This window comes from Nocardia sp. FBN12 (assembly GCF_054031145.1).
In genome coordinates, this window is sequence record NZ_CM132926.1 from 2,612,092 (window position 1) to 2,638,615 (window position 26,524).

Consider the following 26,524-nt stretch of genomic DNA (forward strand, 5'->3'; position numbering starts at 1 on the left):
GATCCGCCACGCTGTCCGCTCCGGTTTCGCCCCATCCGCGACGGCGGCCTCATCGGCGAGGAATCGGTACCCGAACCCCGGGTCTTCGCGAAAAAAACCGCTCAACCCGTTCGGCCGTGTACCTAGGCACCATCGGGGTGGACACCGAGGCAGCCGGTGCCACTGTCTTAGACGCTCTTCTCATCCGCCGACAGTGATGCGACCAAGTCGCGAAGGATGTCGACGAGCAGTTCAGGATCCTGCAAGGGCACGGCATGGCCGCTGCGTGTTGCTTCCAGCAGGCGGCTATTCGGCACTGTGGGCAGCCAGGCCTCGTACGCCGTGCGGATCGCGGTGCGCGCCTTTCGTTCTGCGGCGCCGACCGCCTGCGTGCCGATCACCGCGATCACCGGAACATCGAGTGAGGCCGACGGCATGGAGCGCAGCGCGGTAGGTACGCCACGTAGCTCGTACCCGGATTGGTGCCAGGTGGTCGGAGAGCTGAGCTCGTCCAGCAGTTCGCCACGCAGTACCGCCGGCAATGTGGCGAGCACACGACCGAGTTCGCCGCGGCCCGCTTCGAGTGACCTGCGCAGCGCGCCGGTGCGAGCCTTCCTCGCCTGCATCGTGGCAGCGATCCGGCTCAACAGGACAAAGACGGAGCTGCGCATGATTCTCATGCCTTCGTGGGTCGCGTCGACCAGTACCAGAGCGGCGACGCGGTCCGGGTGACGCGCAGCAAACAGGCGTATCAGCACACCGCCCCAACTGTGGCCGACGAGGATGAGCGGCCCGTTGGCGCCAGACTGCTCGAGTACGGCTTCCAGGTCGAGAAGAGCATCATCGACGGTCGTGTCCTGGGCCCTGTTCCCAGTACCGTATCCGACGCGGTCGTAGGCGACGACTCTGGCGAAGGCGGCAAGGGGCGCCCGAACGAGACTCCAGGCGCTGCTGCTGGCCGCGATGCCTGCCTCGAGGACGATGGTGTAGTCCCCGCTCCCCATGGCCGTCCAGTGCATACGGCGGTTATGGCGTGTTGCCCAGCCTTCTTCGCCAGTTACAGGGCTGCTGTTCGTATCCGTCATCTGCCACTCTCCGTTGCTCCAGGGCTCTGGTCGAGCGCGGCCAGCGCGATGTCGATGGCGGTCCAGGCCATCCCGATCGCTCCATCGAGGACCGCCCGGTCGGCCGTTGCGGTGATACAAGCGGCCGCGAACTCGGGCTGATGATTGACTGCCGGGGCGCAGTCGAGGCCGAGCATCGGATGGATGGTGGGTACGACGTGCGAAACGTTGCCCATGTCGGTGGCCGCGCCCACAACACTGCTCGGGAGGTCTGGGAAGGACCGCCCGAGGGCCTTGGCGTTGGCCACCCACAGTGCCAGCAGATCCTGGTCGGGACGCAGGTCGGCATAGTCGGGGCCTGCTGGTGTCGTGGACAGTTCACAGCCTGTGGCCAGGGCGCCGGCTTCGAAGCAACGGTGCACGCGGTCGGCCAGCGGTTTCAGGGTGTTCAGGGTGTCCGTGCGTACCATCCACCGGCCGCGGCTGACATCCGGAATGATGTTCGCTGCGATCCCGGCTTCGGTGCTGATGCCGTGGATGCGGTCGGAGGCGGAGGTTTGCTGACGCAGCAACGCGATGCCGACCTGAGCGAGGGTCATGGCATCGGCTGCATTGACACCGAGTTCGGGGTAGGCGCCGGCGTGCGCCGGCTTGCCGCGGTAGGTCACGTCGAACTGGGTGATGGCCAGACCGGGCATCGCCGCCATCTCGACGGCTGCGGGATGAACCATCATGGCGGCGCGCAGCCCGTCGAAAGCGCCCTTTTCGAGCATGAGAACCTTGCCGCCGCCGCCTTCCTCAGCCGGAGTGCCAAGCACGCGCACGGTCAACCCGAGTTCGTCGACCAGTGGCGCGAGTCCGATCCCGGCACCGACCGCCGCGGCGGCGATGATGTTATGGCCGCAGGCATGCCCGATCTCCGGCAGAGCGTCGTACTCCGCGCAGACCGCGATGTGCGTGGGACCGCTGCCGATAGTCGCATCGACTGCCGTAGGCAGGTCGTAGCAGCCGTGCTGGACGTCGAACCCTGCGTCGTTCAGCGCGTCCGCGACCCATCGGCTGGCCCGATGTTCCTCGAAGGCAAGTTCCGGGTGCGCGTGGATGCGATGTGAAAGGTCGACCAACTGGTTGCCCACCGCGCGCACGCGCCGCGCTGTGGCGTCCTTCATGGTGGTCATCGACTCGCAGCCGGGGAGGCAGGGGCAATATGCACCGCGGACGGCCGGGTAGCGGCATCATAGGCGGCGCGTGCACCGGTGGCCCCCATCCCGCTGTCGCCTGCGGGCTCGTACAGTCGCTCGGGGCCGCCGCCCTGCCATTGGTTGACCCACACGACACCTGCTGGAAGTCGCGTGGCTGCCGCGATGTGGTCAGGGTCGTCGGTGTACACGGTGGCGGCGAGGCCGTACTGTGATTCGGCTGCCCGCGCCAGTCCTTCTTCGAAGCTGCGCACGACGACAACGGGTGCGATCGGGCCGAACGTCTCTTCGGTCATCACGAGCATGGTGTCGTCGACGTCGGTGAGCACTGTGGCCGGGTAGAAATAGCCGGACCGCTGCGGAACCAGTCCCCCGGTGCGAATAGTGGCACCCTTGTGAACTGCGTCGTCGACGTGCCGTCGGACGATATCGCGCTGGCTTTCGTCCACCAGCGGCCCGAGCACCGTGGCAGGCTCCATGCCATCGCCGAGGGTGAAGGTCTGCGCCTCGGCGACCAGCGCGTCGATGAACTCGTCCGCGATCTGCTCATGGACGTAGATCCGTTCCATAGAGGTACAGATCTGGCCGGTGTTGATGAAGGCGCCGAATGCGACCGCCCGCGCCGTCGCTACCGGATCCACGCCGGCATCGATGACCACCGGGTCCTTGCCGCCAAGTTCGAGTACGGATCGGCGCAGACGGCTGCCAGTCGCGGCCCCGACGCCTCGACCGGCAGCGACCGAACCGGTGAAATGCACGAGCTGAATGTCCTGATGTCCGGCGAGCGCCGCTCCAGCGCGTCCGTCACCCAGCACAAGGTTCACAACGCCAGGCGGCATACCGGCAGCCTCAGCCAGCTCGACCAGGCGCACAGTCGAGACGGGAGAGCGCTCGGAAGGCTTGACTACCACGGTATTTCCGGCGGCGAGCAGCGGGCCGATCGCGGTCAGGACCATGGTGACAGGGAAGTTCCACGGCGTGATCACCGCGGTGGCGCCTAGCGAGTGCCTGACGATGTCGGTCCGCGCTTGGTCCGGTCCGATCACCGTCTCGGTGAACGAATAGGCGAGCGCCTGCGCTGCGGCGGCTTTCAGCCCCGCTACGCATCCTTCGATGAAGGATCGCCCGACCGCGACCGGCTTGCCCATCTCACGGCATTCCAGTTCAGCCAGCTCAGCGACATCTTCGTTGATCGCGTCGGCCCAAGTGTCGATACGGTCCACGCGTTCGGCGACGGAGAGCGCGGCCCACTGGGGATGTGCCTCGACCGCGGCTGCTACTGCTTGACCGACGTCGTGTGCGGAGGCCGCGCCGAAGCGCGCGAACCCCTCTTCGGTGGCGGGATTGACCACGGTGAGGATGTCCCGGTCGGCGGGCTCCACCCATCGGCCACCGATGTAGTGCTGCAGGTTTTTCATGTTCGTTGCCGTTTCTGTTCCGTATTGGACGATTTCAGCTATCGAGCCGGTCGGCCATGAGTTCGCCGGCCATGATGGTGGCGAGGTTGGTGTTGGCCCTAGGCACCGAGGGGAACACCGAAGCGTCCACGACGCGCAGCCCCTGCACGCCCAGCACCCGGCAGCCGGAGTCGACGACCGTGTCCGCGGCATCGGGTGCGCCCATCCGACAGGTGCTCGTGCCGTGCTGGGCGTCGATGATCGTGGCCAGCAGGTAGTCGTCGAGATCGCGGTCACTGGTGAGGACCTCGAACAGCGGCTGGTTTGCCTCCTCGAGCGATCCGGCGAGGATCGGCGATGCTTCCTGACTGCGGCCCAGTTCGACGAGGGCCCGCACCCCTTCCCGCAGCGTGGCCAGATCCCGGTCGTCGGACAGCATCCTCTGTTCGACACGCGGGTGGACGCGGGGATCGGTGGACACCAGAGCGAGTTCACCGCGCGAGTGCGCCTGGTTCAGCCAGACGCCGAAGGCGCCGGCGTGTGTCTCGGTGTCGGCGGCGGCCATCGCCAGCACGTTCTGGTTGAGCGAGGTGAAGAGCAGATCGTTCGAGTGCGTGCCCGACTCGCTGGACCAGCGCACACAGACGTTCGTGTGCCGGTCGTGCGGAGACTTGATGGTTGCTTCGGGCCGCAGCGGTATCGAGAGCAACACCATCGCGTGGTCCTGCATACCGAGTCCGACTGGGAGATTCTGGCGGACGTCGATTCCCAGACCCCGCAACTGGGCAGCGGGACCGATGCCCGAGCGCAGCAGAATGGCCGGCGAGTGAATCACGCCCGCACTGAGGATCACCTCGTTCGCGTACTCGGTGACCGTGGTCCCGTCGACCACCATGTGGACACCGACGGCGCGGTCTCCCTCGAAAACCACGGTATCTACCAAGGCATCGCCGCGGATGGTGAGGCCGCTCAGGGCACGAGCGGGTTCGAGATAGGCGTCGTTGACGCTGACCCGAAGCGAGTCACGGGAGTTGATCGGGTACGGCGATACACCGGTGGCACCGGGAGCGTTGACGTCGGCGGCCCACTCGAAGCCGGCGGCGAGGGCTGATTCGGCCATGGCCCGATCCACAGCCCCCCACTTGTCCTTGGGGGTCCGATAGATCGGAGTCGGGCCGCCGCGGCCGTGATACGGCTGGTCGCCGAAGTCCTCGTCGTCCTCCGACTTGGCGAAGTACGGCAGGACATCGTCCGGCGCCCACCCTTCGCAGCCGAGCCGGGCCCAGTCCTCGAAGTCCTCCATCGGGGGCCGTATCGCGATCTGACCGTTGATCGATGAACTTCCACCCACACCGCGGCCACGCCAGTACGGCACCTGCGGCTGCTTCTCGGTCCGCGACGAGTCCAGACCCGTCCAGACCAGATCCGCCGAGGCCGCGGGATCCATCAGGGCGACAACCGGATTCGGCGAGCGCCACACCTGCGGCATCTGGGCCGAGCGGTAGTCGGGGCCTGCCTCAACCAGCAGGACTTTCCTACCTCGAGCTGCGGCGCGGGCAGCAAGGACAGCACCCGCCGACCCCGCGCCCACCACGATGAGATCCCAATCGCGCTTTGCCATATCTTCCATCCCAGGATGCGATAGCCGTCACACACCGGAGTTTCCGGCGCGGATGCATGCTAATATGTCACCCCAACTAAGTTCAGTCAATAGTGAACATTCATTTTTTTCCGTACGGAGGGGAGATTTAGATGTCGGAAGGCCCAGTCCACAGCGAAGCCGCCGACAACCGGCAGCTCATCGAGGACTTCGGACTGCGGATTGGCACGGCGATGGGATGGCCGCCCATGGCGGGACGCCTGGCAGGCATACTCATACTGAGCCCGGCCCCCATGACCCTCGCAGAGCTGCAGCAGGCGCTGGGCGCCAGCAAGGGCTCGGCATCGGAGATGACCCGCCTGCTCATAACCAACGGCACGGTCGACCGGATCAAGCTGCCGGGCGTTCGCCAGGCCGTCTACGAATGGCGCGACGATGCCTGGGTCGGCTGCCTCCAGCACCAACTCGACCAGACCAAGCAGCTGCTGGCGCTCGCGGAGGCGGCACAGGAGCATGGCAGTCGTCTGCCTTCCGCGCAGCAGACGCGGCTGCTCGACATGCGGGCCTACTACGCGTTCATGGTGGAGCAGCTGCAACGGCTGGTCGAGGAATACAAGCCTCAGCGGCATCCGGACCAGGGGTAACCCGGACAGCGCTGCTGGTCGCGGATTTCACCTACGTCAGACTGTTGACCGGCGCGTTCGTCTACACAGCGTTGCGATCGACGCCTACGCCGGCCGGATCCCGGGCTGGGAATGCTCGACCAGCAAGACCGCAGTCTTCGTCGAGTCCGCGATCCGCCAGGATGCGACGGTCCGCACTCGTGACGGGCACTCATTGTCGGGCCACACCATTCATCATTCCGCGCGAGTGGCGGGATCAATGCGCATCCGCACGATGACGACGGTGGTCAACGCGCGGTTCAGGCGGCGGTCGCCGCCGCGATTGAGCCTGTGTCGCACCGTGTTTCCGGATGATGCGGGGATAGGCAGGTTCCGACGAGGGCGGCGAAGGCAGCCTCTGAGGTTCCCCTGAAGTAGTGGACATCCGAGATAGCGGGACCATCGGTCCCTGAAAGGAAGTTCACCATGCCTCGTCCGCGTCGATCGTATTCACCGAGTACCGGGTCGAAGCCGCGCACCGAGTCCACGGATTGTTGCGGTCGATGGGTGCGACGGGATTTGCTGGGACAACGCCGGCGCGGATCGCTGCGGTCGACCTTCAAGCACGAATGCTATTACCGGCACAGCTTCGCCACGAAAGCTGAAGTTGTTGCCGCGGTTGACAACTGGACGCGGTACTCCAATCATCGGCGGCGGCACTCGTCTATCGGGATGCGTTCACCCATCGATTATGAGTTGTCACTCAAGGCTGCCGCTCAGGCAAGCGAACCCCGTCCACCTATTCGGGGGAACCCCAAACTTACCGAGGACCTCGTGACCAGCGTAGTGGCGACGGGCCGTGCGAACCTGACCGATGCTCAATGGATGCGGCTGGTGCATTTGCTACCCCGGCTCGAGAAAACCGAACCAATCTGACAACGAGTCCTTGAGAAGGGTGTGAAATATCTTGGGGTGCAACGGCAATACTCGGTTCCGGCAAGGCGGATCGACAACTGCCAGCTGGAAGTCTTGTGCGCCTGCGCCACCAGAAGAGGCCGCACGCTGATCGATCGGCAACTGTATCTGCCGAAGTCGTGGACCGAGGACGCGCACGCTGGCGGGAGGCGAACGGCCCGATAGCGTGGAGTTTGCCACCAAGGCCACCCTCGCCAAGAAGATGCTCGCACGAGCATTGGACGGCGGGGTTTCGGCCCGCTGGGTGACCGCGAACGAGGCCTACGGCGGCGACTACAAGTTCCGGACCTGGCTCGAAACCCGCCATCGGGTACGTGGTGGCGGTGCCAGGTAGCCAGACTATCCCGATCACCGCGGGCTGCACCCGTGCCGACCACCTCGTCACGCAAGCACCGCCAAAGGCGTGGAAGCGCCTGAGCTGCGGTGACGGAGCGAAGGGACCGCGCATGCTCGACTGGGCGGTTACGTCGTCACTGCCGGTCTGCGAGTGGACCACCGCAGGCTGGAGCCGCTGGCTACTCGCACGACGACGGGCCCTCACCCCGAACAGCAAAGGCGACTTCGAGATCGCCCACTACAGTGCTATGCACCCACCGGCGCCAGCGACCACACCCTCTTCCGGGTCGCCGGCGCCCGCTGGGCCATCGAGGACTGCTTCCAGACCGCGAAAACCGAGATCAGCCTCGACCACTACCCGCCGATACGACGCCTGGTACCGCCACATCACCCTCGCCATGCTCGCCCAAACCTACCTCGCAGTCACGCAGCCATATCCCCAAACGCACTGGCGGCGAACTCCTCTCGCTCACCCTCGGCGAGATCCGCCGTCGCCTGGCACACGTGATCGCCCACCGCTCCGACCGCACTGCCCATCTGGCAGTGGTTGACCTGGCGCCGTCGGCACCAATACCGAGCCAGGAAAGCCCACTACCAGCGGAGATACCAATTACATAGCCAATTGCGGCTGGAGTACTAGGGACGCGGGGCCTGCGGGCTACCAGTCGAGCGCAGAATGGTTCTTCCGTTCTCGGACGAGCGCGCGACGCGGGTAAGCGCCATTGCGGCAAGTGCGGCGATCATCAGCGGCACGGTGACCGCGAGGTACATGGCACGGGCGTCGACCACGTTCAACGCGTAGCCCGCGACGACGGGCGCCATAATGGCGCCGCCTCGTCCGACACCCAGCATTGCGCCGTACCCCTTGGCCCGTGCGCGCAGGGGGTACACGGCGGTCGACGTTGCGACGTACCCGGTCAGGGCTGCGAATACGGTGCCACCGAGTATCGCGGCCAGCCACTGCGCGACGGGACCGTCGAGTGCGACTGCGAACGCGGCGACTGCCACACTTGCGATCACCGCGGCCGCCGCGGCGATCCGTGCGCCGAGGACTCGCACGCCGAGTGCACCGTAAACGCATCCTCCGATGACCTGACCGACCCCGACCATGATTCCGGCGAAGGCGCCACTGTCGGTGCTGCCGCTCACGTCCGAAATCAGCTGGGGGGTCCATGTTCCGATGAAGTAGTAGGCGGCGGCGATCATCGAGTAGCCCGAGGCGAGCAGGAGAGTCCGATAGCGGAGGTCGGGTCCGAGGAGACGCACGTCGACGTGGGTCTCGGAGGTCGTCTGCACGAAGTCGGTTGATTCGCGGAGGAGCACCGCAGTCAGGACGAGCGACAGGCAGCCGGCCGCAGCGCCGATCCAGAACAAGCCCTGCCACGCGCCACCTGCCATGGACATCAAGCCGGCCGAGGCGAAACCGGCGAGCATCGTACCGATTGGCGAGCCGATCATGATGACTCCCAGCGCCAGGCTGCGCCTGTTCTGAGATACGACTTCCTGGCCGAGCACGATGATGACAACGCTGATTGTTCCGATTGCGGCGCCGGTGACCAGGCGGCTCACGAGCAACGTCGCAAATCCTGTCGACAATGCGGAGCCTGCCAACCCGATCGTGTTCACCGCGAGCCCGGCGATCAGTACCCGGCGCCTCCCGAAGACGTCCGCGAACCGCGCGAGACCGATCGCGCCGATCGCCATGCCTGCGAGCGCAGCGCTGAGCAGGTATCCCTTCTGTGGGTTGGTGGCGAAACCTTCGGGAAGGTGAGGGAGCGTGAACCCTACGACGAGAAGGTCATATCCGTCGATCATGTTCAGGACTGTGCATAGTGCCACGATTACGACCTGGTACGAACGTGTATGTGGTTTCCTCACAATATTTTTCGCTGGAGCACGGTCGGTAGCATCACTCATGGCGGGCTGGGTCCATTCGTTGGATCGGCGGTACGGGCGGTGGCACGTCCGCGATGCCGGAAAGCGGGTTGGTACGGTCCGATTCGGCGTGCGCCGAACAGCAACGGGATCTGAGGTCAGGAGGCCGGCGCGGCAAGGAGACTCACGCGCTCGAGGCGGGCGGCGTCCCCTGCGGGTATGCAGCGGCGGCCTCGGTATCCGGACGCCTGGACGTCCGCACGGCGATCAGCAGCAACGCCATGGCCATCAGACCGGCGACACCTGCGAGCGCGAGCGCCACGCGATAGGAACCGAAGACATCGTAGGCAAGTCCCCACGCCGGAGCGCCCAGCGCGAGACCGACGCAGTTGCCGACGATCATCGTGCCGTACACGGCCGAGTAGCGTTGCGCACCCACGCACCGGGTGATGACGAGCGGTGCTGCGATCGTCGGCGCCGCGAGGGAGAGGGCGGCCACCGGCAGTAGGAGGTAGTAGCCGATCGTCCCGCTGTCGCCGAGCAGCGACAACCCGGGCAAGCCCACCACGTATGCGAGGCTCAGCAGGCCGAGCATCGTGTGAATTCCCCAGCGGTCGTTGATATAACCGAGCAGCGGCTTCACGACGAGGCTGAACACCGAGTAGTAGGAAACAAGTGCGCCGGCCATGGCTGGTGACAGGCCGTTGGCGCTGAACACGGCGGGCATGATCGCCGCGAAGGCCCCTTCGAAAGAGAAGATGGCAGCCGCGATCGTCACCAGGACGACCACGTTACGGATGCCGGCTCGCATAACTTTTCGCTGCTCGGCGGCCACCGTCCGAGGCGCATTCGTGCCGGGGATCGGAGGGTTCGAAATGAGGAAGATTCCCGGCAGCACTGTCAGCATCGCGATCAGGGCGGCAATGGTCAGCAGACCGGCTCGCCACCCCACTGCTTCGAGGAGAGGAGGAAAGACGAAACCCCAGGCGAACCCACCCAGACCCATTGCCGCCATGACGCCACCGAGCACGGTCCCACGCCGCTTGTGCAGATGCCACCCGACCACAATCGTCGTAGCGGCGAGGCTAGTGCATCCGCACAGGCCGATACCGACGGTGATCGACAGCAGGTAGAAGGTTGCGATGTTCGGTGCGAATGCCATACACACCATCGAGGCGGTGGCGAGCAGTCCGGAACAGACGACCACGATCTTGGTGCCGTGTGCGGCCATCAGCTTCCCCAAGGGGACCGACGAGAGGCCCATGGACACGGTGCTGATGCTGAACCAGACGAGGAACTGTGCGGCCGATACGTTGAAGTGCGCCGATCCGGGAACAACGAGGAACCCGAAGGCGAAGTTCAGGGAAACCGCGAGCATCAGTGAGAACGCGCCGATGGTTGACAGGGCACGACGTCGTCGATAACTCGGTGGTGGTCGATCGTCGACGAGATCATTGGTAATCGCGGTTGTCATACATTACTCCAGGAGGGGACCGAGTAGGACGAATGGGTATGGACAGGCCGAACCCGCGAGGTGTCGCGGGTAGCGACCGCTTCGCGACACCTCGCGCAGGATCAGCAAGTCCTCTGCGCCGAACTGGCGGAACCCATCTCGAGACACCCGCCCGGGACGCAGAGTTGGTTACGGTGCGGACCCGAGTCGGCCGGCTTCGGAGTCACGGATGGCGGTGCGTCTGACCTTCCCGGCGTCGTCACGAAGGCTCTCGCGCACGAGACGGTAGGAACGGGGTTGCTTGTATCGGACGAGCCGCTCGGCCACGTGCTGACGCAGCTCGTTTTCGGTCACCGGTCCGGTTATCTCGACGACAGCGTGCGCGATGTGGCCCAGATCGTGGTGAGGAATGCCGACGACCACGGCGGAAAGGACCTGCGGGTGCTCGAGGATCACGCCCTCGACCTCGGCAGGGAATATATTGGCACCGCCGGTGACGATCATGTCCGTGCGGCGGTCGCTGATGAAGAGATAGCCCTCCACATCGATCGAACCGAGGTCCCCGAAGGTGGTCCAATCGCCGACGGTCTTCGCCGTGGCACCGATGTAGCGGAACATCTTCGCGCCGTGCGGTGGCCGCATGTAGATCTCACCCACCTCACCGTGCGGTACCGGCTCCCCGGAGGCGTCGAGGACGCATATCTCTCCGAAGGCCGGCTTTCCGACCGAGCCGGGGTGCTCGAGCCATTCGGTGCCGCCGATGACCGTGGCAGCGACGTACTCGGTGCCGCCGTACATCTCCCATAGGCGATCGGGCCCCACGAGATCGATCCACGCCCGTTTGAGCCAGGAGGGGCACTGAGATGCCATGTGCCACACCGAACGTACTGAGCTCAGATCGGGCTCGTAGCCGCTCTCCTCGATGAAGCGCACGATCCGCTGCATCATCGTCGGAACGAGACTGACCACCTCCACGCGATGCGCTGCGATCGCCCCGAGTGTGGCCTTGGCGTCGAAGCGCTCCAGCATGATCACGTGGTTGCCCATCTGGAGCGCGACCATTGTCAGATGGAACGGCGTGTTGTGGTAGAGCGGTCCGGGTACGAGGACGACGCCCCCGTCGCGCAGGTGTGTCACCTTGCCCGTCTCCGGGTCGAGCGCCGAGTCCGGCCCGGCGACGATCAGTTTCGGCCGCCCCGTGCTACCGCCGGACGTCATTGCCTTCCACGCCGGTGCGACACGATCCGGGTGCGGCGCGTCCAGCAGCACGGGATCCGGATCGAAGCCCGCCGGTACGGAAACCGCTCCGGGGATCTCCTCCGCCACGCCGACGACGAGCGACGGGTTCGCGAGCTCGATGATGGCGGTGCGCTCGCGTGCCGGGAGCAGCGGAGACACCGGCTGCGGTATCGCACCGAGCTTCCATACAGCGAAGGCTGCGGTGACGAACTCGATCCCGTTCGGGAGGCCCGATGTGACGAGGTCGCCTGGGCGTACACCGAGTTTCGAGTACGCCCGGGCGAGCCGGTTCGCCCGCCGCTCGAGCTCGGCGTAGGTGATCGTCACTCCGGCGCAGGTAATTGCGTGCGCGTCCGGGTGTTTCGTGGCGCGCGCCGTCAGCTGGGTTCCGAGGGAAGCGAACATGGGACATCCTGGAAATAAAGGGATAATGAAGGCCGTTCCAGCCAGGTCAGGCCGGACGCGTCTCGGTGCTGGTCCAGCGTCGGTAATCGCTTCGTGCCTCCGCCACCAGAGCGGGCACATCACGCTCGAGCAGCACGCCCGTGGCGCACGCGTCACGAGCCGCCACCTCGAACCGCGCCAGATACGCTGCCTCGTCGCCGTACATCAGGGTGATGGCTGCCGGAGTGAAGGGGGTACTCGATCCGATGAGCCAGCTCAACAGGTCCGCTCCCAGCGGGACGGCATCATGGCGGGCCAGCGGCACCTGGATCTGCGGGAGCTGGATGCCACCTCTGGCCACGCCGAGGCGGTCACGCGAAACGGCGGATTCCACGAATTCGATCCGTGGCTGCACGGGCGGAGGCGGACCACCGTTCACCCAGGTCACCATGTGCCGGTACGCAGCTTCCAAGACGGGTAGGAACGGCACTCGGTTCATGCCGCGGCCGAGCAGCATGCGGTTGGGCGTGCCGAATTCCTTCTCACTGCGTTTCATGGCCCCGAGGACGTACTGCTCGGAGACATGAGTCGCCCCGGCCACCTCCCAGGTTCGGAACAGGTCGGTATCCGGCTGCCGAGCCGGCTGGTACACGGTGGCCTCGAGTTCGGTGTTGACGATCATCACCGGCACGTCCAGGTCGTCCCGCAACACGTTGGTGGCAGCGTGGTCCTCCGGCCCCGGAACCGTGTCCGGGTCGGTGAGGCTCAGGGTCGTGTCCCCGACGGTGAGCGACGGCCCGAAGCCGAAGTACAGCTCCAAGACGAATCCGTCATACGCACGCACCAACGGGTGTACAGCGTTGATGTAGGTTGCGACCCGGCCGGCGGATTGTGACTGCCCGTGCGCGATCAGTTTCCTGACCGGCAACCCTCCCATCGGATCCACGGACCGATCTCGAGCGGGACGAAGAGCACGGGCCGCCTGGGTGAAGATATCGAAGGAGTAGTCGTCCCCCGGGTGGAACAGCGACCCGTACCGCTCGGAATCCCGGTCGACGAGTCCACGATCATCTCCTGGTATTCCGTGAACACCCGTCCGTTGCACCGTGACTCCGACAGCAGCACTTCCGCTCTCCAGCATCTCGACGGTCAGTCCGGTCATGTTGTCGATGCCACCGGAGACGTTGTTCCAGCAGACGAAAGCCGTGCCGTTGAACCGCTGCGGGTCGGCCGGCCGGTAGACGACGATCCTGGTCTTGAACGCGGCACTCTCGACCGGCTCGGCGAGCCAGTGGCCGTCCCACCCGAACTCGGCGCCCGCGCCCGGCGTGTACCGCACGGCTTCTCCCTCGAGGAAGAATTCCTCTTCGACATAGCCGTATGAAGCCAGGTCGACCAGCGGAGGGTAGAAGACTCGCCCCGTCCCCCCGGTGACCGGGCCACTGACGACTGTCGTCTCGACACCATTCATGACTGCAACATCCTTTCGCTTTCGGTTGCCGGTACCGGGAGATCGGCGAGGTAGCCGGCACTCAACCCACCATCGACGGGGAGGACCGCTCCGGTGACGTTCGAGGCGTAATCCGACAGCAGGTACGTGATGGCGCGAGCCTGGTCCACCGGACGCGTGAGGCGTCCGAGCGGTGTCCGCGGCAGATAAAGCTTCTCCGGCACGATGCCCGTCGCGGCGGTAGCCGACCGCAGCATCGGCGTGTCGACCGGGCCGGGGCAGACCACGTTCACCCGGATTCCGCGCGGCCCCCAGTCGTATGCGAGCGATTTGGCCAGCCCGACAACCGCATGTTTGCTCGCGGCATAATTCGCGCGACCGTCCTGACCGCCGAGCGAATCGGTCGACCCGATCAGTACCATCGCGCCCTCGCCACGCGGCAGCATGCGTCGCGCCGCGAGCCTGGTCGTCAGGAACGTTCCGGTGACATTCACCGAGAGGACGGCTTCCCAATCCTGCACGGGCATCGACTCCGCGGGGGCCGGCTTGGCCAGACCCGCGCAGGTCACCACGCCGTAGACCGGCCCGAGCGATGATTCGGCACCGTCGATCGCCGCATCGACCGATTCTTCGTCACAGACGTCGGCGACGAACGCGCACGCGGTGCCGCCGGCGGCCTCGATCGCCGCGACCGCCGCCTTGCCGGAGTCCTGCCGCGACTCGACAATCGCGACCGCCGCGCCGTGCCGGGCCAGCTCGAGCGCTGCGGCGTGACCGATGCCGCCGCCGCCGCCGGTCACCAAGATGACGCGGCCTTTCAGACCGAAATCAACAGCCATGATCTTTACCTTGCTTCGGATGAGAACGGGTGGACAGATTCGGACCTATGGCCGCGCGAATCTCGGGTCGATGAGGTCGCCGAAGCGCACGCGATTGTGGGTGTGCGCTAGCTGATGCAGCGCGAACGACGTCTGCAGAGCCTGGGGTCGGCCCTGGGCATCCTGTGCGGCGTTGATCGATTCCTTGGTGAGCTTGAGGGCGAACAACGGCATCCGGGCGATCCGCTCCGCGAGCTCCAGCGCGGTATCCTCGAGTTCGGCACGGGGGACCACACGGTTGATCATGCCGAGGCGGAACGCGTCAGCTGCGGTGACCACGTCGGAGGTGAAGAGCATTTCCTTGGCCCGGCGGACACCCAGCTCCCACGGGTGGTGGAAGAACTCGACGCCGTTCACGCCCATAGCGACGGTGTTGTCGATGAATTGTGTGTCGTCGGCGGCGATGATGAGGTCGCACGGCCAAGCCAGCATCAGGCCGCCCGCGATGACCTTGCCGTGGACCGCGGCGATGGTGGGCTTGGGGATGTTGCGCCATCGCTCGGAGAACCCGAGGTATATCTCCTTCTCGCGGGCCATATGCCCTTCGGCACCCGCGCAGCCGAACCCGCACCAGGTGCCGACCGTCTCGTGCGCCGCCATCGCCGCTGGGTAGTCCTGCTCGCGCAGGTCGTGCCCGGAGGAGAAGTGCGGCCCCTCGGCGGCGAGCACGATCACCGAGACGTCGTCGTCTTGCGCGGCGCGGTCGAAGGCTGCGTTCAGGTCGTACAGGAGTTCGGTGTCCTGTGCATTGCGGGTTTCGGGCTTCGCGAGCGTGATCTGTGCGACGCGGGGCCGGACGATGTCGTACCGGATGACGTCAGAGATGCTGTCCGACATGGTCACTGGTTCTCCTCTTGCGGGGCGAGCGACGCCGGCATCGCTGCGAGCAATGCGTCGGCGCGGTCGCGGATGGGCCCTGCCGAGACGTTCTCGGTAAGGATGTATGGACGGTCTCCGATGATTGCCGCGGTCACCATTTCGCCCACCTCCGACGGGGGAATTCCCTGCTCGTTCAGCGATTCGTGCGCGGTGTCGAGGATCGAAGCGATCCTGCGGGAGTGCGCGGGGGCGTTCTCGGGTCGCCGTCGGCGGGTGTTGTCGACGATGCCGGTCGCTACCGGCCCCGGACACAGCACGCTCACACCGATGCCGTGGTGCGCCAACTCCAGGCGGAGCGAGTCGCTGAGCCCGACGACCGCGAACTTCGATGCGTGGTAGAGGAATCCGGACCTGTACAGCAGTCCGGGCCCACCGACGTACAGGCCGGCGACCGACGAGGTGTTCACGATATGGCCCGTGTGCTTGCGCTGGATCATCCGCGGCACGAACGCCTGGATACCGTTGTAGACACCGCCCGCGTTGACGCCCATCACGTAGTCCCACATGGTGTGATCCATCTGCGAGGGCGATATCGAGTCGAGCACTCCGGCGTTGTTCACCACTATGGTCACGGAGCCGAGCGCGGCTTCGGCGGCGTCGGCGACCTCGGCGTAGGCGCCACGGTCGCGAACGTCGAGCCGGTACGCCCGCACCTCGGTGATCTGTGCCAGCTCGTCCGCCGCCCGGTCGAGTGCGTCCCGGTCGACGTCGGCGATCGCGACGGCGACGTTGCGCTCGGCCAATGCGCGGGCGATGCCGAAGCCGATGCCGCGGGCACCGCCGGTGATGAAGGCGGTACGGCCCGATAGCGTGATCACTGAACACTCTCGTGTGGCTCGATATGCTCGGGTGCGTGGGCATCCACCACCAGCAGGGGTTCGCCGTGGTTGACGGTGTCGCCGACACTCGCGTGGACCTCGGTGATCCGTCCGGTGATCGGCGACGGGACCGGGACGAGCATCTTCATCGCCTCGAGGACGACGAGCTGGTCGCCCTCTTCCACCAGCGCGCCGACCTTCGCATGCACCGTTGTCACCGAACCGGTGGTCGGGCTGGTGACGACGCGACGGGATACGCTGTCCGCCTCGTCGTCCGCCGAGATCCCAGCGAGCCATGGGTTGGCGCCGGCGAGGGCGACGCGCGCTTCCTCCACGTCGACAGCGGCCGTGGAGCCGGGGGCGAACGGCACCCGGACGGCACGCCCGTCGATGGTGACGGTGTGTGTGTCCACGAGCCCGACCGACGTCGGGGGCCGCACCGCGGCGACTGCCGGGGTGCGGGGAGTGAGGTCGAGGTCGCCGCGCTCCAGATGCTCGGTCAGCCACCGTGTCGTGACCGGCGCGCTCGCGAAGTCCGGGTGGGCGACGATCGCGCGGGCGAGCCGGACCGTGGTGTCGACCCCGGCAATCTGCACGGAGTCCAGCGCTGCGACCGTGCGCTGCAGACATGCCGCCCGATCCGGTCCCCAGACGATGAGCTTGCCGAGGAGTGAGTCGTACCCGCCGGTCACCGTGTCGGTCGCGCGGTAGCCGGCGTCGAAGCGGACGCCGGGTGCGTGCGGCACCGAGAACGCGTCCAGTTGTCCGAGGGACGGAAGGAATCCGTGCTCGACGTCCTCGGCATTGATTCGCACCTCGAGGGCGTGACCGCGTGGTTCGCCCTCGGCCACCGATAAAGGCTCACCGGCGGCGATGCGCAGCTGCTCGCGGACGATATCGACACCGAAGACTTCTTCGGTCACCGGATGCTCGACCTGGATACGCGCGTTGATCTCCATGAAGTAGTAGCGGTCGCAGGTGACGAGGAACTCGACGGTGCCCGCGCCGGTGTATCCGATCGAGCGCAGCAAGGTGCGCGACGACATGTGCAGCCCGTCGCGGACGGCGTCGGCCAGTCCGGGAGCCGGGGCCTCCTCGAGGAGTTTCTGGTTGCGGCGCTGCACGGAGCAGTCGCGGTCGCCGAGAATCGCGATCCCGCCGTGGGTGTCGGCGAGCACCTGGACCTCGACGTGCCGCGTCGTATCGAGATACTGCTCGCAGAAGACCGCGTCGGACCCGAAGGCGAGCACAGCCTCCTCGCGGCATTCCCCGAGTGCGGCGGCGGCGTGCTCGGCGTCGGCGACCAGGCGCTGACCTCGCCCGCCGCCGCCGTTCGCGGCCTTGAGCAGGAGGGGCCAGCCGTGGGCCGCGCCGAACCGGACGATCTCGTCCTCGTCCTCGATGTAGCCCTCGCTCGCGGCGACCACCGGGACGCCGCAGGCGGTCGCGGCGCTGCGGGCCCGGACCTTGTCGCCCGCCAGCGCGATCGCTTCCGGCGACGGTCCGACGAAGGTCATCCCGGCCTCGGTCACCAGACGCGCGAACTCCGCGTCCTCGGCGAGGTAGCCGTACCCGGGATGAACGGCGTCGCAGCCGGTCTCCCGGGCCAGGCGAACGAGTTCGCCTGCATCGAGGTAGGTCCGTGGTCCGGCGCTCAGCTCGACGGTATCGTCGCACAGCGTGAGGTGGTACGGCGCCTCGCCGGCCGCGTGCAGGCCGACGCTCTCGATGGAGGCGTCCCGGCAGGCCCGGGCGATGCGCACCGCGATCTCGCCACGGTTGGCGATCAGCACTCGCTTCAGCATGGCGTCTCCTAGATGGGTGAGATGGATCGGAACCGGGCAACCCGGCCGTTCGTGCGACGGTCCGAGATCGCCAGGGTGTGCATGATGCGAGCGCGGGTCTCCGACGGTTCGATCACGTCGTCCAGGCCGAATCCCTCTGCCCCACGCAACGCGCCCACGCGGTCGCGGACCTCGGCGATGAGCTGCGCGCGCCGGGCCTGCGGGTCTTCGGCCGCGGCGTAGTCGCGTCGGTACGCCACGTCGATGGCGCCCTCGATCGACATCGCACAGATCTCCGCGGTCGGCCACGCCACCGCGAGGTCCGCATCGAAGCTACGACCACCGCACATCGCGACATACCCGCCGCCATAACCCTTGCGCATGATGACGCTGATCCGCGGGACGGTCGCGACGCCCAGCTCATAGAGGAGCCGGCCGCTGCGGCGCGGTAGCTGGCTGGTCGTCGATCCGGTGCCCACCAGGAAACCGGGGACATCGACGAGGAACACCAGCGGCAGGCCGAACGCGTCGCACCAGGCCACGAAATGTGCAGCCTTCTCACAGGCGGGGCTGTCCATCGCACCGCTCAGGTGGAGGGGCTGGTTGGCGATGATGCCGACCGGACGACCGTCGACGCGAGCCAGGGCCGTGACGATATTGGGTGCGAACGCCGGCTTGATCTCGAACACCGACTCCGCGTCGGCGACACCGCGGACGGCCGTCCTCATGTCGTATGCCTCGGACATATTGAGCGGAACGAGCGTGTCGAGCGTCCCCGAGGCGGGGTCGGGGCGGATATCCGACCGGATTCGCGGAGGTGCCTGCTCGCAGTTGGTCGGCAGGTATCCGAGCACAGCGCGCAGCGAGTCGAGCGCCTCACGCTCCGATGCCGCAACGTAGTCGACGACACCGAGTGAGCCCTGGAGGTCGGCGCCACCGAGCGTCTCCTTGTCGATCTTCTCGCCGGTCGCCGCCTCGACGAGGGCCGGGCCCCCCATTCCCATGGACGAGGTCCCGCGGACCGCGACCACATAGTCGGACAGCGCCGCGAAGTTCGTCGGCCCCCCGAAGCTCGGCCCGAGGATCGCCGTCACCATCGGGACGTATCCCGAGAGGTCGGCGAAACCCTGGAAGAACCCGTGGCCGCCCCAGGCGTAGTCGCGGCTGTCGAGCCCTTCACTGATCCGGTGTCCCCCGCCTTCCATCAGCAGGACGAGCGGAATGCCGTACCGCAGGGACGTCTGTATCGCGTGCTGCACTTTCAGCCCTCCGACTGCCGCCTGGCTGCCGCCGGAGACCATGTAGTCGAAGCTCACGACCGACACGGGCCGGCCGTCGACGATACCGGTGCCGGTCACGACACCATCCGCGAGCGACGTCGCATCCGGTCCCGTTTCCTCCACCGGTAGGCCGAAACCGCCGTATTCGGCGAAGGTGCCCGCGTCCAGGAGATAGTCGATCCGCTCGCGCGCGGTTGCCTTGCCGAGGTCGTGCTGCCGGTCTACCGACGCCGTGCGCGCCGCGTCGCTGATAATGAGTCGGCGCGTCTGTAGCGCGCCCGGGTGATCTGCCATCGTCGTATCCCTTCAGCCCGCCGACGCCTCGGCCTCGGCCGAGGCGGGCCAGTAGCGTTCGCGCAGGCGCCGTTTGAATATTTTCCCGGTCTCCTCGCGTGGGAGATCGTCGTCGAGCACGACGAGCGACGGGACCTTGTACTTCGCGAGGTTGGCGCGCACATGGCCGGTGATATCGGACGCGGTCAGTGGCGATCCCGGCCGCAGCTCGACATGAGCGGCAAGGTGCTCCCCCAGGTCTTCGTTCGGAACGCCGATAACGGCGACATCGACGACGTCGTCGAGGCCGAGGATGACGTTCTCGATCTCCTTGGGGTAGATGTTGACTCCGCCGGAGATCACCATGTCGGTCGCCCGATCGGTGAGGTAGAGATAGCCGTCGGCGTCCTCGTACCCGATATCGCCGAGCGTGATGTAGCCGTCCACCTCCACCGAACGGCGCTTCTGTGCGTCGCGGTGGTAGGTGAAGTCGGGCCACGGCGCCATCGACTTGAGGTAGATCCGACCCGGCTCGCCGATCTCCGCCGGCGTTCCGTCGTCGCGAAGGATGCGGAAATCACCGTCCTCGAAGCGACGGCCCACAGAGCCGGGGTGGCGCAGCCACTCCTCGCTCGAGCAGGCGACCACCGGTCCCGTCTCGGTGCCACCGTAGAAGTCGTGGAAGACCGGGCCGAGCCACTCGATCGCGGCTTTCTTCAATTCCGCGGGGAACGGCGCGGCACTGTGCGGGACCGACTTCAGTGTGGATACGTCGTAGGACTCCCGAATCGCCGGATCCAGGCTCATCAGTCGCCGGATCATGGTCGGGACGACCTGGGCGTGGTGGATCGGCTCGTCGGCGACCGACCGGAGGAACTCGACCGCGTCGAACTTGGGCATCACCACGATGTTCATGCCCAGGGCGGCGGCGAATGTCGCCTGATAGAGCGGCGAGGCGTGGTAGAGCGGAGCCGTCACCAGCGTCGTCCACGACGGGTCGTCCATCCGGTACGCCTTGCCCATGTTCCGGGCCAGCCCCTCGGGATCCTCGACTCGGTTACGCACGACCCCTTTGGAGAACCCGGTCGTGCCCGAGGTGTAGATGAGGCCGAGCGAGGGGGTGATCACCGTGTCCGGCACCGGTTCCGTCGCTTCGATCAGCGTCTCGAGGACCTCGTACCTGCCGGTAGGTCCGGGCTTGTCCACGCCGTACGCACGAGCGACGAACTCGGGGACCTCGACTTCGACAATCGTCGACGACTCCGGCTTGTGGACCTCGACCGCGTCGAGGAGATCGCTGTGGACGAGGATGACCTTGCTCTCGCTGTCGCGCAGGATGTGTTCGAGGTCGGCACCGGTCCAGTGCCAGTTGACGGGGACCGGAATAGCGCCGATCGACGTGGCCGCCAGAGCGGCCTCGACGTACGTGAGTTCATTGCGCATGACGATCGCGTACCGGTCACCGGTCCGCAATCCGCGCTCGCGCAGGACGGCGGCGATCCGCAGCGACCGTTCCTTGGCCTGTGCGGCCGTGCGGAACTGATCGCCGGATCGCAGGTACTGCTCAGCCATGATGTGGCCCTTCCTCATGCTGTTTGCGCGGTTTTTCCGCTGATTCGGGGGCGGGCATTGCCGCGTCGGTGGCGCCACTGTCGGTGATCGACAGGGCGATCGCCGACGAGTACGACGAGGCGCCGGCATCGACCGGCAGGACCGTTCCGGTGACCCAGCGCGATGCCGGGCTCGCCAGCCACACCACGGCCTCGGCAACGTCCCAGCCGGTGCCCTCGGTCCCCAGCAGGTTGAGCGACGCGCGAGTCTCCCGGAATGCGGCGCCGGCACCGGACTTCGTCGCCACCATCGGGGTGTGGACCAGACCGGGGGCAACGGCATTGACGCGGACGCCCTGTCTCCCGTGGTGCGCGGCCATCGCCCGGGTCAGACTCAGCACGGCACCTTTGGTCGTCGCGTAGGCGATCCCGGCGTGGCCGCCGCGGATACCGGCGAGCGACGACATATTGATGACCGAGCCGCCGGCGCCCGCGGCCATCACGGGCACGACATGCCGGGAAACGAGGAGCATCGAGGTCAGGTTGACGTCGATGCACCGGTTCCAGGCATCGAGATCGACGTCGACAACGGTGCCCGCCGGGCCTGCGACACCCACGTTGTTGAACAGGACATCGATGCGGCCCCAGCGGTCGACGACGTCGGCGACGGCAGCCGCAACGCCCGCGTCTTCGGTGACGTCGCAGCGGTAGGCCGCCGCGGTGCCTCCGCGTTCGGTGATCATCTCCTCGGTGCGTACCACCGAGTCGCCGACGTCGACCAGGGCGACCTTCGCCCCCGCTGCCGCGAGTCGGATGGCCGCCGCACGACCGTTGCCGATGCCGTCGCCGGCTGCTCCGGCACCAGTGACGATCGCGACCATCCCTTCGCACGTCGTGTTCACAGGTGTACTCCTCGGGCTGTCGGGTGAAGGTCGGTCGAGGTGTCCGGGCCGGCCGCTCGATCCGCGTCGGGAGGTGCCGCCGCGGAAGCGATCTGGAAGCGACGGATCTTGCCGACACTTGTCCGGGGAAGCGCGTCGACCAACACCCAGTCGTGGGGTCGAGCGGACGGCGCGAGGTTCTCCGCGGCCCACGCGGCGAGCTGCGCCGGCTGCGGTGGATCGCTCGGGTCGCGGGCGACGATGTAGGCGACCGGGACGACATCGCGTACGGGATCCGGCCGGGCCACGACCGCGGCCTCGAGTACACCGGGCGCCTGGGCGACCGTCGCCTCGACTGCGGTCAGGCTGACGTTCTCGCCGGCTACCTTGACGACATCGTCGGCACGACCGATGAAACGCACTACTCCCTCGGTGTCGGTCGCGACCACATCACCGGTCGAGAACCAGGTGTCGCCGTCAGCGGTGTGCAAGGCGCCAGCAGTCGCCTCCGGATCGTCGAGGTATTCGAGGAACAAATCGATACCCGGTGTACCGCACACGGAGAGCATCCCGGGCTCGTCGATGTCAGCCGGTCGATCGGTGCCGGGGCTCTCGACGCGGATACGTCGCCCCAGCGGGCGGCCTATGACATCGGCGCGTGGCGTATCGCTCGTGTCCGCGCATACCACCGCGACCGATTCGGTCAGGCCGTAGAGCTGGCGGGGCCGGGTCCCCACCAGCTCGGCGAACCGCTCGTAATGTTCGGCACCGAGATTCTGCGCGAACCACACGTGTTCGAGCGTCAACGGCTCGATATCACCGGGACAGCGGGCAAGAATCATTCGAATCGGGGCGGCGAACAGGCTCGCGTGGGTGACCTCGAGTTCGCGCGCCTGAGCTACCCAGCCCGAGGCGCTGAACGTGGCCGCGAGTGCGACGCTCGCGCCGATCGCGATCGCCGGCGCGAAACAGTAGTACTGGGCGTTGGCATGGAACAGCGGGAGCGTGACGAACCAGCGGTGGTGCGGCCGGAGATCGACGGCCTGCGCCATTGTGGCGGCCACGTGCGCGTAGTTTCCCTGCGTGAGCACAACGCCCTTGGGCTCGGACGTGGTGCCCGAAGTGAACATCACCGAGAGCCGGTCCGACGGGGTGGCGTCTGCCCCAGGCGCTGCACCGTCCCCGCGCACAAGGCAGGCACCGGAGTCGAGGTCGGAGGCGTCCTCAGCCAGCACGAACAACAGCGGGACCGCGTCGCCTGCACCCGCACGGTAGATATCGGCGCGCGGCACGCCGCAGACCCCGACCACCGGGCGCACACGATCGACCTGGCGGGCGACGTCGCGCGCTGACGAAGCCGGGTCGACCGGCACCAGGCACGCGCGCAGCCGGGCGGCCGCGAGCCAGAGCGCGACGAACGCCGGGCAGTTACGTAGCACTACGTGCACCGATGTGCCCGGACGGACTCCCGCGTCCGTGAGAGACCTCGCCACCTTGCCGACGATCGCGTCGAACTCGCGATACGACCACTGCGTCACCCCGCTCGTCTCGGAGCAAAAGACAAGAAACGGACGCTCACCGTGCTCGTGCACCGTGGTCGCCCATGTCCGGGCGAAGACCTCGCATGACACTGTTTCCCTCCATTGGGTCAGGACATGCAGATCCGCGAGTGCACACGAAGGTGCGAAAAGTAAGAGGCCTGCAAGCCGGCGAAACGATTCCGTCGAGTGCGGATTGCCGATCCACCAACCGAATGGTGTGATCCGCGCTACTCCCGACGAGATCGAGTTTCTATGCCCACAAGAGTGCAGTCAATGGACGAATCGCCACTGTGGCTGTGCGTTAATGTGCACTCATGACTCCAGCGCAACCCAGTGCCGACCACTTGCTGATGTTCCTCGAGGTGGCCAGGGAAGGCAGGTACACCCGGGCGGCAGAGAAACTCGGGTTGAGCCACGTAACGATCTCGCGACGCATTGCCGCCCTCGAACGCACCGTCGGCGGCAAGCTGCTGCTGCGGGTGCCGGGCGGATGGGAGATGACCCCGCTCGGCACACGTGTGCTCGCCGCTGCCGAACGGCTCGACGACGTGATGAAAAGCCTGGCGCGCGAGACGCTGTCCGCGCCGGGAATCGAGGACGTGGTCCGGATCTCGAACCCGACCGTCTTCGGCGTGTACGTCGCGGCGCCCGCCGCGGCCAGGGTTCACAAGCGCCACCCGGGCGTCCGCGTCGAGATCCTGTCGGCGCTCAAGCGGCCGGCGCAACACCGGTCCGGTGTCGACCTCGAAGTCGTTCTCGGCCGGCCCGAAACCATCCAGGCCGAGGCATATCGGATGACCGGCTACACGGTCGGGCTCTACGCCTCCCGCGACTACCTCCGACGGCACGGAACGCCGACAACGCTCGAAGACCTCGTCGAACACCGCCTGGTCTACTACGTTTCCTCGTTGCTTCAGGTCGAGGGCGTCGATGTCGGCCGTCGATACCTCCCCACGGTCCGCGAGTCCGTCACGTCCACCGATCCGATCGCCCACCTCGCCGCGACACGAGAAGGCGCCGGAATCGGACCTCTCGCCAACTTTGTGGTCGCCGACTACGACGACCTCGTGCGGATTCTGCCCGACGAGTTCGCCCTTCCGATGGAGTACTGGCTCGTCGCCCATCCCGATGCCCTGCGCCGGCCGGCGGTCGCGGCGCTCGTGAGCGAAATGGCACGAATCGCGGCTCCCCTCGAACACGCTGGGTCGACGGCCGCAGCCGGGTCAGAGCAAGAAGTCGAATCCTCCGGGCGGGCAACAACCTTCATGTGAGCCGACGGCACGCAACCGGGGCTCGGAACGATTCGCCATTCCTAGCTGCTGTCAGCTGTGCCCGTAGCGGGCGAATACCCGAACAGTCCAGTTCGGTCAATGTCCGAGAAAATACTGTCGGTCTGCAGGATTGTGCATGCCTGTTCGACGTTTCGGACCTTGCGGTTTGCCGTACCGTCGGGCGACGATCTCGCCGTTGAGCGAGGCAGATCACACGCAGGAGCAGAGCCGCATGAGCGCAGTTATCGAGACCACGTACGGCAGAGTCGAGGGCAGCCGAGAACACGGGACGTACGCCTTCAAAGGCCTGCCGTTCGCGGCACCGCCCATCGGCGCGCGACGCTGGATGCCGCCCGTCCCGCCCGAGCGCTGGGACGGCGTGCGACCGGCCACGGCGTTCAGCCCGGCGTGCCCGCAGGAGTCGCTCACCGTCTCTGCCGCCGACCTCTTCGCCGTCGAGGGCCCACGAGACGAGGACTGCCTGTACCTCAATGTCTGGTCACCGAGCACCGATGACGCCCGCCGACCGGTCATGGTGTGGATCCACGGCGGCGGATACAACATGGGTTCGGCATCCCAGCCTATCTTCGACGGCGGGCAACTCGCCCGGCGCGGCGATGTCGTCGTCGTCACGATCAACTACCGGCTAGGCCCGCTCGGTTTCATGAAGCTCGATGAGGTGACCGACGGCGCGATCCCGGCGACGGGCAATGAAGGTCTCCTCGACATAGTGGCCGCACTGGAGTGGGTCCGAGACAACATCGCCGCCTTTGGTGGCGACCAGGACAACGTCACCGTCTTCGGCGAATCGGCCGGCGGATGGGCCGTCGGCGCCCTGCTCTCCATGCCCCGAGCCGCGGGACTTTTCCACAAAGCCATCGCCCAGAGCGGCGTCGGGCATCCCGGCCTCGACCTCGACCACGCGAACCATCTGGCGCGGCTGTTCGCCGACCGGATCGGGCTAAAGGCCAGCAACGCCGCAGAGCTCAGGGCAGCCCCGCCGGAGAAGATCCTCGCGGCCGCACCCAGCCTGTTCAAGAGCTTCTTCGAACCCGACCCGTCGAACTCCGATCGCTACCTCCGGCACGTCATCGACGGCGATATCCTCCCGATGCCGATCGTCGACGCCGTCGACGCCGGAGCGGCCGCGAGTATCCCGCTCATCGTGGGCACCACCCGTGATGAAGTCGCCAAGATATTCGTGGTGTCCGCGTTCACCGAGGGAGAGCCACCGTTCGAGAAGGTCAGGCGGCTCGTGCACCGAGACATCGACGTTCGACAGCTGGCATCCATCTACGGGCGGGCCCGTCGCGACCGCTTCGGCCGCGACAGCGAGGTTGATATCGCCGCAGCCATCGCGACAGATACCGTGCGCATCCCCTCGCTGCGACTACTGGATGCCCAACGCCGCCACCAACCGAACTCCTACGGCTACCTCTTCAACTGGACCTCCCCCGGCGGCGACGCCGCCTACGGCTCGCCGCATGGCATCGACATCGGTTTCGTATTCGGCACCTACGATCTCGCCGAGGACTACGCCGCGGAGTGGGGGCAGGGGCCGGCGGCAGCCGCGCTCTCACACGCCGTAATGGACGCGTGGGCTGCCTTCGCACGCACGGGCAACCCGTCGACCCCGAACCTCGGTGAGTGGCCTCGGTACGGAGACGCCCGCCGCACGATGATGATCGGAGAACGGACATACGTGGCCGACGCCCCCTACGAGGACGAGCGCCGCGCGTGGGAGGCATACAGCAACACCGATCTCGCCAAGCCGTTGTTCCGAATTCCGGGCCGGGAAACCGCAACTGCCTGACGC

At 66.6% G+C, this 26,524-nt stretch carries 20 protein-coding genes and 3 pseudogenes; 6 read left to right on the top strand and 17 right to left on the bottom strand.

Annotated elements, in window-relative coordinates:
* Positions 1 to 167: 167 nt before the first annotated feature.
* Genes ACWZHB_RS12685 through ACWZHB_RS12700 form a run of 4 tightly spaced genes read right to left on the bottom strand, consistent with a single transcriptional unit; the run spans position 168 to position 5,260 of the window.
* Positions 168 to 1,064, bottom strand: a complete 897-nt coding sequence (locus ACWZHB_RS12685; protein WP_427908132.1) for an alpha/beta fold hydrolase — start codon at positions 1,062 to 1,064, stop codon at positions 168 to 170.
* The gene (locus tag ACWZHB_RS12690) at positions 1,061 to 2,221 is read right to left on the bottom strand and encodes a M20 family metallopeptidase (protein WP_427908133.1); all 1,161 of its coding nucleotides are present in this window, start codon (positions 2,219 to 2,221) and stop codon (positions 1,061 to 1,063) included. Before ACWZHB_RS12690 ends, ACWZHB_RS12685 begins: the two co-directional genes overlap by 4 nt.
* Positions 2,218 to 3,660: an aldehyde dehydrogenase family protein gene (locus tag ACWZHB_RS12695; RefSeq protein WP_427908134.1), complete on the bottom strand. Its 1,443-nt coding sequence runs from the start codon at positions 3,658 to 3,660 to the stop codon at positions 2,218 to 2,220. The genes ACWZHB_RS12690 and ACWZHB_RS12695 overlap by 4 nt, the downstream gene beginning before the upstream one ends.
* Positions 3,661 to 3,694: 34 nt before the next feature.
* On the bottom strand, positions 3,695 to 5,260 hold the full coding sequence (locus ACWZHB_RS12700) for a GMC family oxidoreductase (protein WP_427908135.1): 1,566 nt from the start codon (positions 5,258 to 5,260) through the stop codon (positions 3,695 to 3,697).
* Between the two features lie 131 nt (positions 5,261 to 5,391).
* On the opposite strand from ACWZHB_RS12700, the gene ACWZHB_RS12705 reads away from it, so the two are divergent.
* Positions 5,392 to 5,883, top strand: coding sequence for a GbsR/MarR family transcriptional regulator (locus ACWZHB_RS12705; protein WP_427908136.1), 492 nt, complete (start codon positions 5,392 to 5,394; stop codon positions 5,881 to 5,883).
* Between the two features lie 11 nt (positions 5,884 to 5,894).
* Positions 5,895 to 6,103 (top strand): annotated as a pseudogene (locus ACWZHB_RS12710) (IS3-like element ISMysp3 family transposase); the annotation flags it as partial.
* Here ACWZHB_RS12710 and ACWZHB_RS12715 read toward each other — a convergent pair.
* A pseudogene (locus ACWZHB_RS12715) lies at positions 6,103 to 6,281 on the bottom strand (transposase); the annotation flags it as partial. The pseudogenes ACWZHB_RS12710 and ACWZHB_RS12715 sit on opposite strands and share 1 nt — an antisense overlap.
* Positions 6,282 to 6,327: 46 nt before the next feature.
* Between ACWZHB_RS12715 and ACWZHB_RS12720 the strand changes: the two are divergent.
* Positions 6,328 to 6,777, top strand: a complete 450-nt coding sequence (locus ACWZHB_RS12720) for an integrase core domain-containing protein (RefSeq protein ID WP_427908137.1) — start codon at positions 6,328 to 6,330, stop codon at positions 6,775 to 6,777.
* 9 nt (positions 6,778 to 6,786) lie between these two features.
* Positions 6,787 to 7,660 (top strand): annotated as a pseudogene (locus ACWZHB_RS12725) (IS701 family transposase); the annotation flags it as partial.
* A gap of 128 nt (positions 7,661 to 7,788) precedes the next feature.
* On the opposite strand, the gene ACWZHB_RS12730 reads toward ACWZHB_RS12725, so the two are convergent.
* The 12 genes from ACWZHB_RS12730 to ACWZHB_RS12785 all read right to left on the bottom strand — a co-directional run bounded on the left by ACWZHB_RS12730 (position 7,789) and on the right by ACWZHB_RS12785 (position 23,527).
* Entirely contained in the window at positions 7,789 to 9,069 is a 1,281-nt protein-coding gene (locus ACWZHB_RS12730) for an MFS transporter (RefSeq protein WP_427908138.1), read from the bottom strand.
* A gap of 142 nt (positions 9,070 to 9,211) precedes the next feature.
* Complete coding sequence (locus ACWZHB_RS12735) at positions 9,212 to 10,501, bottom strand: MFS transporter (RefSeq protein WP_427908139.1); 1,290 nt, start codon at positions 10,499 to 10,501, stop codon at positions 9,212 to 9,214.
* A 168-nt stretch (positions 10,502 to 10,669) separates the two neighbouring features.
* Positions 10,670 to 12,124, bottom strand: a complete 1,455-nt coding sequence (locus ACWZHB_RS12740) for an AMP-binding protein (RefSeq protein ID WP_427908140.1) — start codon at positions 12,122 to 12,124, stop codon at positions 10,670 to 10,672.
* 46 nt (positions 12,125 to 12,170) lie between these two features.
* Positions 12,171 to 13,574: an alpha/beta hydrolase domain-containing protein gene (locus tag ACWZHB_RS12745; RefSeq protein ID WP_427908141.1), complete on the bottom strand. Its 1,404-nt coding sequence runs from the start codon at positions 13,572 to 13,574 to the stop codon at positions 12,171 to 12,173.
* On the bottom strand, positions 13,571 to 14,392 hold the full coding sequence (locus tag ACWZHB_RS12750) for an SDR family NAD(P)-dependent oxidoreductase (protein WP_427908142.1): 822 nt from the start codon (positions 14,390 to 14,392) through the stop codon (positions 13,571 to 13,573). Before ACWZHB_RS12750 ends, ACWZHB_RS12745 begins: the two co-directional genes overlap by 4 nt.
* 45 nt (positions 14,393 to 14,437) lie before the next feature.
* On the bottom strand, positions 14,438 to 15,268 hold the full coding sequence (locus ACWZHB_RS12755; RefSeq protein ID WP_427908143.1) for an enoyl-CoA hydratase: 831 nt from the start codon (positions 15,266 to 15,268) through the stop codon (positions 14,438 to 14,440).
* 2 nt (positions 15,269 to 15,270) lie between these two features.
* Complete coding sequence (locus tag ACWZHB_RS12760; RefSeq protein ID WP_427908144.1) at positions 15,271 to 16,128, bottom strand: SDR family oxidoreductase; 858 nt, start codon at positions 16,126 to 16,128, stop codon at positions 15,271 to 15,273.
* Positions 16,125 to 17,933 (bottom strand): acetyl/propionyl/methylcrotonyl-CoA carboxylase subunit alpha, encoded by a 1,809-nt coding sequence (locus ACWZHB_RS12765; RefSeq protein WP_427908145.1) that lies wholly within the window; start codon positions 17,931 to 17,933, stop codon positions 16,125 to 16,127. Before ACWZHB_RS12765 ends, ACWZHB_RS12760 begins: the two co-directional genes overlap by 4 nt.
* 8 nt (positions 17,934 to 17,941) lie before the next feature.
* Positions 17,942 to 19,486, bottom strand: coding sequence for an acyl-CoA carboxylase subunit beta (locus tag ACWZHB_RS12770; protein WP_427908146.1), 1,545 nt, complete (start codon positions 19,484 to 19,486; stop codon positions 17,942 to 17,944).
* A 12-nt stretch (positions 19,487 to 19,498) separates the two neighbouring features.
* Positions 19,499 to 21,037: an AMP-binding protein gene (locus ACWZHB_RS12775; protein ID WP_427908147.1), complete on the bottom strand. Its 1,539-nt coding sequence runs from the start codon at positions 21,035 to 21,037 to the stop codon at positions 19,499 to 19,501.
* Entirely contained in the window at positions 21,030 to 21,917 is an 888-nt protein-coding gene (locus ACWZHB_RS12780; RefSeq protein WP_427908148.1) for an SDR family NAD(P)-dependent oxidoreductase, read from the bottom strand. The genes ACWZHB_RS12775 and ACWZHB_RS12780 overlap by 8 nt, the downstream gene beginning before the upstream one ends.
* Positions 21,914 to 23,527 (bottom strand): class I adenylate-forming enzyme family protein, encoded by a 1,614-nt coding sequence (locus tag ACWZHB_RS12785; RefSeq protein ID WP_427908149.1) that lies wholly within the window; start codon positions 23,525 to 23,527, stop codon positions 21,914 to 21,916. The genes ACWZHB_RS12780 and ACWZHB_RS12785 overlap by 4 nt, the downstream gene beginning before the upstream one ends.
* A gap of 224 nt (positions 23,528 to 23,751) precedes the next feature.
* Here ACWZHB_RS12785 and ACWZHB_RS12790 point away from each other — a divergent pair, with 224 nt between their 5' ends.
* Positions 23,752 to 24,708, top strand: coding sequence for a LysR family transcriptional regulator (locus ACWZHB_RS12790; RefSeq protein WP_427908150.1), 957 nt, complete (start codon positions 23,752 to 23,754; stop codon positions 24,706 to 24,708).
* Between the two features lie 232 nt (positions 24,709 to 24,940).
* On the top strand, positions 24,941 to 26,521 hold the full coding sequence (locus ACWZHB_RS12795) for a carboxylesterase/lipase family protein (protein ID WP_427908151.1): 1,581 nt from the start codon (positions 24,941 to 24,943) through the stop codon (positions 26,519 to 26,521).
* Positions 26,522 to 26,524 lie beyond the last annotated feature (3 nt).

What these genes read in the sequence shown, in the direction of transcription:
- ACWZHB_RS12685 (WP_427908132.1), bottom strand. Translation starts at nt 1,064, where the DNA reads ATGACGGATACGAACAGCAGCCCTGTAACTGGCGAAGAAGGCTGGGCA.
- ACWZHB_RS12690 (WP_427908133.1), bottom strand. Translation starts at nt 2,221, where the DNA reads ATGACCACCATGAAGGACGCCACAGCGCGGCGCGTGCGCGCGGTGGGC.
- ACWZHB_RS12695 (WP_427908134.1), bottom strand. Translation starts at nt 3,660, where the DNA reads ATGAAAAACCTGCAGCACTACATCGGTGGCCGATGGGTGGAGCCCGCC.
- ACWZHB_RS12700 (WP_427908135.1), bottom strand. Translation starts at nt 5,260, where the DNA reads ATGGCAAAGCGCGATTGGGATCTCATCGTGGTGGGCGCGGGGTCGGCG.
- ACWZHB_RS12705 (WP_427908136.1), top strand. Translation starts at nt 5,392, where the DNA reads ATGTCGGAAGGCCCAGTCCACAGCGAAGCCGCCGACAACCGGCAGCTC.
- ACWZHB_RS12720 (WP_427908137.1), top strand. Translation starts at nt 6,328, where the DNA reads ATGCCTCGTCCGCGTCGATCGTATTCACCGAGTACCGGGTCGAAGCCG.
- ACWZHB_RS12730 (WP_427908138.1), bottom strand. Translation starts at nt 9,069, where the DNA reads ATGAGTGATGCTACCGACCGTGCTCCAGCGAAAAATATTGTGAGGAAA.
- ACWZHB_RS12735 (WP_427908139.1), bottom strand. Translation starts at nt 10,501, where the DNA reads ATGACAACCGCGATTACCAATGATCTCGTCGACGATCGACCACCACCG.
- ACWZHB_RS12740 (WP_427908140.1), bottom strand. Translation starts at nt 12,124, where the DNA reads ATGTTCGCTTCCCTCGGAACCCAGCTGACGGCGCGCGCCACGAAACAC.
- ACWZHB_RS12745 (WP_427908141.1), bottom strand. Translation starts at nt 13,574, where the DNA reads ATGAATGGTGTCGAGACGACAGTCGTCAGTGGCCCGGTCACCGGGGGG.
- ACWZHB_RS12750 (WP_427908142.1), bottom strand. Translation starts at nt 14,392, where the DNA reads ATGGCTGTTGATTTCGGTCTGAAAGGCCGCGTCATCTTGGTGACCGGC.
- ACWZHB_RS12755 (WP_427908143.1), bottom strand. Translation starts at nt 15,268, where the DNA reads ATGTCGGACAGCATCTCTGACGTCATCCGGTACGACATCGTCCGGCCC.
- ACWZHB_RS12765 (WP_427908145.1), bottom strand. Translation starts at nt 17,933, where the DNA reads ATGCTGAAGCGAGTGCTGATCGCCAACCGTGGCGAGATCGCGGTGCGC.
- ACWZHB_RS12770 (WP_427908146.1), bottom strand. Translation starts at nt 19,486, where the DNA reads ATGGCAGATCACCCGGGCGCGCTACAGACGCGCCGACTCATTATCAGC.
- ACWZHB_RS12775 (WP_427908147.1), bottom strand. Translation starts at nt 21,037, where the DNA reads ATGGCTGAGCAGTACCTGCGATCCGGCGATCAGTTCCGCACGGCCGCA.
- ACWZHB_RS12790 (WP_427908150.1), top strand. Translation starts at nt 23,752, where the DNA reads ATGACTCCAGCGCAACCCAGTGCCGACCACTTGCTGATGTTCCTCGAG.
- ACWZHB_RS12795 (WP_427908151.1), top strand. Translation starts at nt 24,941, where the DNA reads ATGAGCGCAGTTATCGAGACCACGTACGGCAGAGTCGAGGGCAGCCGA.